Here is a 6,802-nt window from a genome sequence, read left to right on the forward strand (position 1 = left end):
GTTGGCACCTTAAATCCTAATTTTCTCGACAATTCTAAACTATCATATTGCGTTTTAATTGCTAAATTATTACCAATCATTCCGTATAATAAACATTCCAATGGTCGCTTTGCCACTTCAGCACTATCTTGCAGCTTCAAACTTCCTGAAGCGGTGTTTCTTGGATTAGAATATGGTGTTTCACCTATTTCAATTAAATCTTGATTCATTTTATCAAAACCAGCAAATGGTAAAATGATTTCACCACGAATATCAAATTTTTCTGGAAAACCAGTATTTAATTGTAACGGGACAGATTTTATTGTTTTAATATTTTGAGTCACATCATCACCTTTAAAACCATCACCACGTGTTACGGCACGTACCAATTTTCCGTTTTCATATGTGATGCTTATGGATGCACCGTCATATTTTAATTCGCAAGTAAATTCTAAATCAACATCACCTAAAATTTTCTGACATCTTGTTTGCCAGTCTAATAAATCTTCTTTAGAGTACGAATTATCAAGTGAATACATTCTATATTCGTGTTCAACAGTATTAAAATTCTTTGTAACTGCTCCACCGACACGTTGCGTTGGTGAATTTTCATCGAAAAAAGAAGGATTGGCTGCTTCTAAATCTTGTAATTGCTTTAATTTTGAATCAAAATCAAAATCGGAAATCGTAGGATTATCTAACACATAATAATTGTAATTATGCGAATTTAATTCTGCTCTTAAAGATTGAATAGTTTCTAAAATACTCATATTACGACACCTTAATTAATGTGGTTAACTTTATGTATAATTCTCCTTTACTAATTATTCCTCCGTTTTCAATTATTTTAAAAACTTCTTCATTACGATTTTCGGCAACTTCTTTTTTTCCTGTTTGAATAGTAACTGCATCAGAAAAAAGATTATTCCCTAACCATTCTAATCCTTCTGTAGTAAAGAAATCAACCGAATCTTCAGATGTATGAACAATTATCGATTCTAAAAAAGTATCGTGACATTTAAAAAGAAATATGTGATTTTTTGAAAAATGATCTACAAAACGAACATTAGTTATGGCTTTATCCCAAATTAAATCAGAAAATACATCAATTTCTTGCAAAGCAATTTCTGGAGATTTGGCTTTAAGCTCATCCCATTCTTTTTTATCAATAGTCTGCGTGGCTAAAAAAGTAATAAACTCAGGATGAAGTTCTTCTAATTGTTCTTTTGTTAATCGGGTATATTTCATTTACGAATTTTTAGTATCAAAACTTAAAGTTCCGTAAAAATAAAAAAAAGCGTTGCAATTGCAACGCTTTTTTAAAAGAAATATTTTAAATAAAATTATGCTTTTTCAGCAACAATTTCATAAGCTAATTCAATGATAACTTCTCTGTGTAAACGGATAGTAGCATTGTATTTACCTGTTCTTTTAACAATACCAGAAGTAATAAATTTTCTATCAATAGTTTGTCCGTTTGCTTCTAAAGCTTGCGCGATGTCTGCATTAGTAATTGATCCGAATAATTTTTCACCACCTGCTTTTGCAGTAATTTTTATCTCTAAAGCTTTAAGTGCTTCTGCAGTTGCTTTTGCATCTGCAACAACTTTAGCTTCTTTGTGTGCTTTTTGTTTTAAATTTTCAGCTAAAACTTTTTTAGCAGAAGAAGTTGCTAAAATAGCTGCTCCTTGAGGAATTAAGAAATTACGACCGTAACCATTTTTTACAGTTACTACATCATCTTTAAAACCTAAATTCTGAACGTCTTGTTTTAAAATTAGTTCCATTTTGTTGTCCTTTATTTTTATAAGTTAGTTCCGATTTTATCGAAACAACAAATGATTAATATTATTTTAATAAATCCGCCACGTAAGGCATTAAAGCTAAATGACGTGCTCTTTTAACAGCCACAGAAACTTTTCTTTGAAATTTTAAAGAAGTACCAGTTAAACGTCTTGGTAAAATTTTACCTTGCTCATTTACAAACTTTAATAAAAAGTCACCATCTTTATAATCGATATACTTGATACCTGATTTTTTAAAACGACAATATTTTTTTTGTTTGTTAGTATCAATATTTAAAGGAGTAAGATATCTGATATCTCCCTCTTTTTTACCGTTGTTAGCTATTGACATGATTAGTTTGCTTTAGTTTTTAATTTTTCTCTTCTTCTTTCTGCCCAAGAAATAGCATGTTTGTCTAAAGAAACAGTTAAGAATCTCATGATTCTCTCATCTCTTCTTAATTCAGTTTCTAAAGAAATGATTAATTCAGCTGGAGCTTGGTACTCAAATAAATGGTAAAAACCACTTTTTTTGTGTTGGATTTCATAGGCTAATTTTTTTAAGCCCCAATCCTCTTTTGATACCATTTTGGCACCCTTAGAAGTAAGAAAATCTTCAAATTTGCTTACTGTTTCCTTTACCTGAACATCAGATAAAACGGGATTCAAAATGAAAACAGTTTCGTAATTTTTCATTTGTACGTATTTTTTAAATTGGGTGCAAAGATATACAATTATATTTAATTTACAAATTCACCAAAAAAGTATTTATTTTTTTACAATATTAGTTTTCTTTTGTTTTTTTGTATATTTTTATGGTGTTAATCAAATAAATTTTTAGTTTTACAAAAATTAGTTTTAAATAATTACATTATTTTAAATGTAATAAATACCAACATATGAAATTAAACACTATTGTTGTTGATGACAGTTCTATTCAACGTATTACTATTGCTAAGTTAATCTCCGAACATCCTAACTTACTATTAGGTGGTGATTTTTCAAATGCATTAGAAGCTAAGAATTATATTACAAATAATACTGTTGATTTAATTTTCTTAGATATAGAAATGCCACATATTACTGGTTTTGATTTAATTGATGGTTTAAAAGTGAAGCCATTAATTGTATTTATTACTTCAAAAGCGGATTACGCTGTTAAAGCTTTTGATTATTCCGCATTAGATTTTTTACAAAAACCCATAAAAAAAGCACGATTTTTAGTTGCTGCAAAAAAAGCAATGGAAATGCACCATTTAAAACACGACCAATCTCATGATGAAAACGGAACGCATCTTATTATTAAAAGTAATCTTAAAAAAATAAAAGTTTATACTTCTCATATAAAATGGATAGAAGCTTTTGGCGACTATATTAAAGTAGTTACTTACGAAGACACCCACTTAGTATTATCTACAATGAAATCTTTTGAAATTGAACTTCCAAAAGAAAACTTTCTTAGAATTCATAAATCGTACATTATTAATTTAGATAAAGTCGATCGATTTAATAGCAAACAAGTTGAAATAGACGGAGAAAAAATTCCGTTAAGCAGAAATAAAAAAGAAGAAATTATTGCTATTTTAGAAAATTATTAATAATCTACATTAATTGTTGTTTTTATTGCTCGATATTGTGAAGTAGCTTCAAAACTTACCAATGCTTTTTTAATTATTTTTTTAGTTCCAATAAGATTAGCGTTATTTGGAATTTTAATAAGAATTGTTCGAATATATTCATTTCGAATCCTATTAATTGCTGGTTCTTCTGGTCCTAATATAGGTACCGCTACATTTTGTTTTAACACGTTATACAACCAAGTAGCACCTTCACGAAGTTTTTCGTAATCTCTATGTTTTAATTTTATTTGCAACAAACGGAAATAAGGCGGATATTGAAAATTACGTCTTTCGTATAATTGCTCATTAAACATCGCTGTATAATTATTATTCACTACTTGTTGAATCGTATTATGCATTGGATTGTACGTTTGAATCACTACACTACCCTTTTTGGCTTTTCTACCCGAACGACCTGCAACTTGAACCATCATTTGATACGCACGTTCATAAGCACGATAATATGGCTGATTTAATAAATTATCCGCATTTAAAATTCCAACTAAAGTTACGTTTTCAAAATCTAAACCTTTGGCTAACATTTGTGTGCCAACTAAAATATCAATTTCCTGGTTTTTGAACGCATCAATCATTTTTTCAAAAGCAAATTTCCCACGAGTGGTGTCTTGATCCATTCGCGCAATTCGTTTCTCAGGAAATAGCTTTATCAATTCTAATTCTACTTGCTCCGTACCAAAACCCTTTGCCGTAATATCTAACGAATTACATTGGTGGCAATGTGTGGGTTTCGCCATATTATGTCCGCAATAATGACATTTTAAATGATTTTTATACTTGTAATAGGTTAAACTCACATCGCAACTTGGACATTGAGGCACGTGACCGCAAGTGGTGCATTCAATATACGGCGAATACCCTCTGCGATTTTGAAACAACATTATTTGCTCATTATTTGCTAATGTTTCGTGCATTCTTTCTAATAATTCATCGGAAAAATGACCGTCCATTCGTTTGCGAAAATATTTATCTTTTAAATCAATCAAATGAATTTCTGGCAACACCACATTATTAAATCGTTCAAACAACTCAATTAAACCATATTTATTGGTTTTGGCATTATGATACGATTCTAAACTTGGCGTAGCACTTCCTAATAAAACTTTCGCATTATGAAATTTTGCTAAAACAATAGCCGCATCTCGGGCGTGATAACGTGGCGCTGGATCTTGTTGTTTATATGTTGCCTCGTGTTCTTCATCAACCACAATTATACTTAAATTAGAAAACGGTAAAAACAAGGCGCTTCGAACACCTAAAACGACTTTTGCTTTTTCAGAATTTTGCAATACGTGATTGTACACCTCAACACGTTCATTTGAATTATATTTCGAGTGAAAAACCGCAATTTGATTTCCAAAATAAGCGGATAATCGTTGAACTAATTGCGTAGTTAAAGCGATTTCTGGCAATAAAAACAATACTTGTTTGTCTTGTTGTAAAAATGCTTCAATGAGTTTTATGTATACTTCCGTTTTACCAGAAGCGGTTACTCCGTGAAATAAATTGACATCAAATTGAGTAAATTTATCCTGAATATTTTCTAAAGCAATTTGTTGCGATGCACTTAATTGTATTTCGTAATTTTCATCTTTTTCGAAGGCAACACGATCTGTATTGATATAATATTCTTCAAAAATTTGTTTGTCGACTAATGATTTAATAACCGCTGCACTAACGCCAGAAGTTTCAATTAATAATTTTGCAGCAATTGGCTTTTTCTCTGTCGCTTGCAATTGAAAATACGTTAAAACAATTTCTTTTTGCTTTTTTGCTTTACCTAATATTTCAAGTAATTCTTGCAATTTTTCTTGTTGCAGAAATTCATCTTGAAGTTTAATATATTTTACCAATTTCGGTTTGTATGTGTCTTGAACTTCATCTTGCATCGTAAGCAAACCTTTAGCTAACAAGCTTTGAACAATTGATATTACATTTTTCTTATTAAGAATTTGAGAAATTTCTGAAATCGTAATGGATGATTTATTTTCTAATGCTTCTAACACTAAAAATTCATCATCTGTAGCTAATGTTTTATCTGATTCTGTATGCGAAGAAGAAATCATCGTTTCACTTTCTAAAATCAATCCGGAAGGTAATGCTGCTTTAAAAACTTCGCCAATTGCACACATATAATACGACGCAATCCATTGCCAATGCTTTAGTTGAATTTCATTTACAATAGGAACCTCATCAATAATTTGACTAATTTCTTTGGCTTCGTATAAAACAGGTGGTTGGGTATGTTTTTCAACTACCATAGCCGTATACACTTTTGTTTTTCCAAAAGGAACCGTAACGCGCATTCCAGGTTGCAAGAACTTGTATTCTTCCATATTTACGGAATACGTAAATGTTTTATCAAGATTTAAAGGAAGAATGACGTTGATGAAGTGCATTTTTTTGGTATTGGGTTTTGGGTGAAGGGTATTGGGTATTGGGTATTGGGTTAATATACGAAAAACGAAACTTATTCCTTTTGCCATAAACCTTAAACCCTTTTAACTAATCCAACTTTTCGGTTAATTTATTAAATATATTTTTAGCGTTTTTACCTTCATATAAAATTTGATAAACCGCATCAATAATTGGTGTTTTGGCTTTGTATTCTTGATTAAGAGTATACGCACTTTTTACGGCGTAATACCCTTCGGCAATCATACTCATTTCCATTTGAGCAGATTTTACGGTATAGCCCTTCCCTATCATATTTCCAAACATTCGGTTTCTTGAAAAAACGGAATATCCAGTTACTAACAAATCGCCCAAATAAGCCGAGTCGTTAATATTACGTTTCATTCTATGCACTTTTTTAATGAATTTTTTCATTTCACGAATGGCGTTACTCATTAAAACCGCTTGAAAGTTATCACCATAACCCAAACCATGAGCAATACCTGCAGCAATAGAATAAATATTTTTTAAAACAGCTGCATATTCAGTTCCTACAATATCATCAGATGTTTTTGTTTTTATATAATACGACGCTAAATTTTTAGCTACATATTTGGCTTTTTCTTCGTCTGCACAAGCAATTGTTAAATACGACAACCGCTCTAAAGCTACTTCTTCTGCATGACAAGGACCTGTAATTACTCCAATGTTTTCGTAAGGAATTGAAAACATATTATGAAAGTGTTCGCCTACAATTAAACTTGTTTCTGGAACAATACCTTTAATAGCAGAAAAAATTATTTTTCCTTCTAAAGATACTGTCATTTTTTCTAATTCGGCACTTAAAAACGCAGATGGTATTGCAAAAATTACCACATCAGCAAATTGAATGGCCTCGTTAATATCGTTTGTCAATTGCAATTTATTCGTATCAAAAGCTACTGAACTTAAATAATTTGGATTGTGTTTTTGCTGTTTCAAATGCTCTAAAGCATACGTACTTCGCAT

General features: G+C 30.6%; 7 protein-coding genes and 1 pseudogene. 1 reads left to right on the forward strand and 7 read right to left on the reverse strand.

Going from position 1 to position 6,802, the window contains the following annotated elements; genetic code table 11:
- The 5 genes and pseudogenes from ACIQ11_RS07775 to rpsF form a co-directional block, all read right to left on the reverse strand.
- Positions 1–749 (reverse strand): annotated as a pseudogene (locus ACIQ11_RS07775) (NAD-dependent DNA ligase LigA); the annotation flags it as partial.
- Between the two features lies 1 nt (position 750).
- Positions 751–1,227 (reverse strand): DUF6495 family protein, encoded by a 477-nt coding sequence (locus ACIQ11_RS07780; protein WP_396154100.1) that lies wholly within the window; start codon positions 1,225–1,227, stop codon positions 751–753.
- 95 nt (positions 1,228–1,322) lie between these two features.
- Positions 1,323–1,766, reverse strand: coding sequence for a 50S ribosomal protein L9 (gene rplI, locus ACIQ11_RS07785; protein WP_396154101.1), 444 nt, complete (start codon positions 1,764–1,766; stop codon positions 1,323–1,325).
- Between the two features lie 61 nt (positions 1,767–1,827).
- Positions 1,828–2,115, reverse strand: coding sequence for a 30S ribosomal protein S18 (rpsR, locus tag ACIQ11_RS07790; protein WP_091312528.1), 288 nt, complete (start codon positions 2,113–2,115; stop codon positions 1,828–1,830).
- A 2-nt stretch (positions 2,116–2,117) separates the two neighbouring features.
- Positions 2,118–2,459 (reverse strand): 30S ribosomal protein S6, encoded by a 342-nt coding sequence (gene rpsF / locus ACIQ11_RS07795; RefSeq protein WP_353078732.1) that lies wholly within the window; start codon positions 2,457–2,459, stop codon positions 2,118–2,120.
- A gap of 203 nt (positions 2,460–2,662) precedes the next feature.
- On the opposite strand from rpsF, the gene ACIQ11_RS07800 reads away from it, so the two are divergent.
- Positions 2,663–3,361, forward strand: coding sequence for a LytR/AlgR family response regulator transcription factor (locus ACIQ11_RS07800; RefSeq protein WP_396154102.1), 699 nt, complete (start codon positions 2,663–2,665; stop codon positions 3,359–3,361).
- On the opposite strand, the gene priA is transcribed toward ACIQ11_RS07800, so the two are convergent.
- Together priA and ACIQ11_RS07810 are read right to left on the reverse strand one after the other, a co-directional pair.
- Positions 3,358–5,799 carry a primosomal protein N' gene (gene priA, locus ACIQ11_RS07805; protein WP_396154104.1) on the reverse strand — a complete coding sequence of 814 codons (2,442 nt, stop codon included), beginning with the start codon at positions 5,797–5,799 and terminating at the stop codon, positions 3,358–3,360. The two genes, ACIQ11_RS07800 and priA, sit on opposite strands and share 4 nt — an antisense overlap.
- 106 nt (positions 5,800–5,905) lie before the next feature.
- On the reverse strand, positions 5,906–6,802 hold an 897-nt coding region (locus ACIQ11_RS07810; RefSeq protein ID WP_396154103.1), incomplete at its 5' end, for an NAD(P)H-dependent glycerol-3-phosphate dehydrogenase.

Origin of the sequence: Flavobacterium sp., assembly GCF_044361065.1 — a bacterium.
Taxonomy (GTDB): domain Bacteria; phylum Bacteroidota; class Bacteroidia; order Flavobacteriales; family Flavobacteriaceae; genus Flavobacterium.

What these genes read in the sequence shown, in the direction of transcription:
- ACIQ11_RS07780 (WP_396154100.1), bottom strand. Translation starts at nt 1,227, where the DNA reads ATGAAATATACCCGATTAACAAAAGAACAATTAGAAGAACTTCATCCT.
- priA (WP_396154104.1), bottom strand. Translation starts at nt 5,799, where the DNA reads ATGCACTTCATCAACGTCATTCTTCCTTTAAATCTTGATAAAACATTT.
- rpsF (WP_353078732.1), bottom strand. Translation starts at nt 2,459, where the DNA reads ATGAAAAATTACGAAACTGTTTTCATTTTGAATCCCGTTTTATCTGAT.
- rpsR (WP_091312528.1), bottom strand. Translation starts at nt 2,115, where the DNA reads ATGTCAATAGCTAACAACGGTAAAAAAGAGGGAGATATCAGATATCTT.
- rplI (WP_396154101.1), bottom strand. Translation starts at nt 1,766, where the DNA reads ATGGAACTAATTTTAAAACAAGACGTTCAGAATTTAGGTTTTAAAGAT.
- ACIQ11_RS07800 (WP_396154102.1), top strand. Translation starts at nt 2,663, where the DNA reads ATGAAATTAAACACTATTGTTGTTGATGACAGTTCTATTCAACGTATT.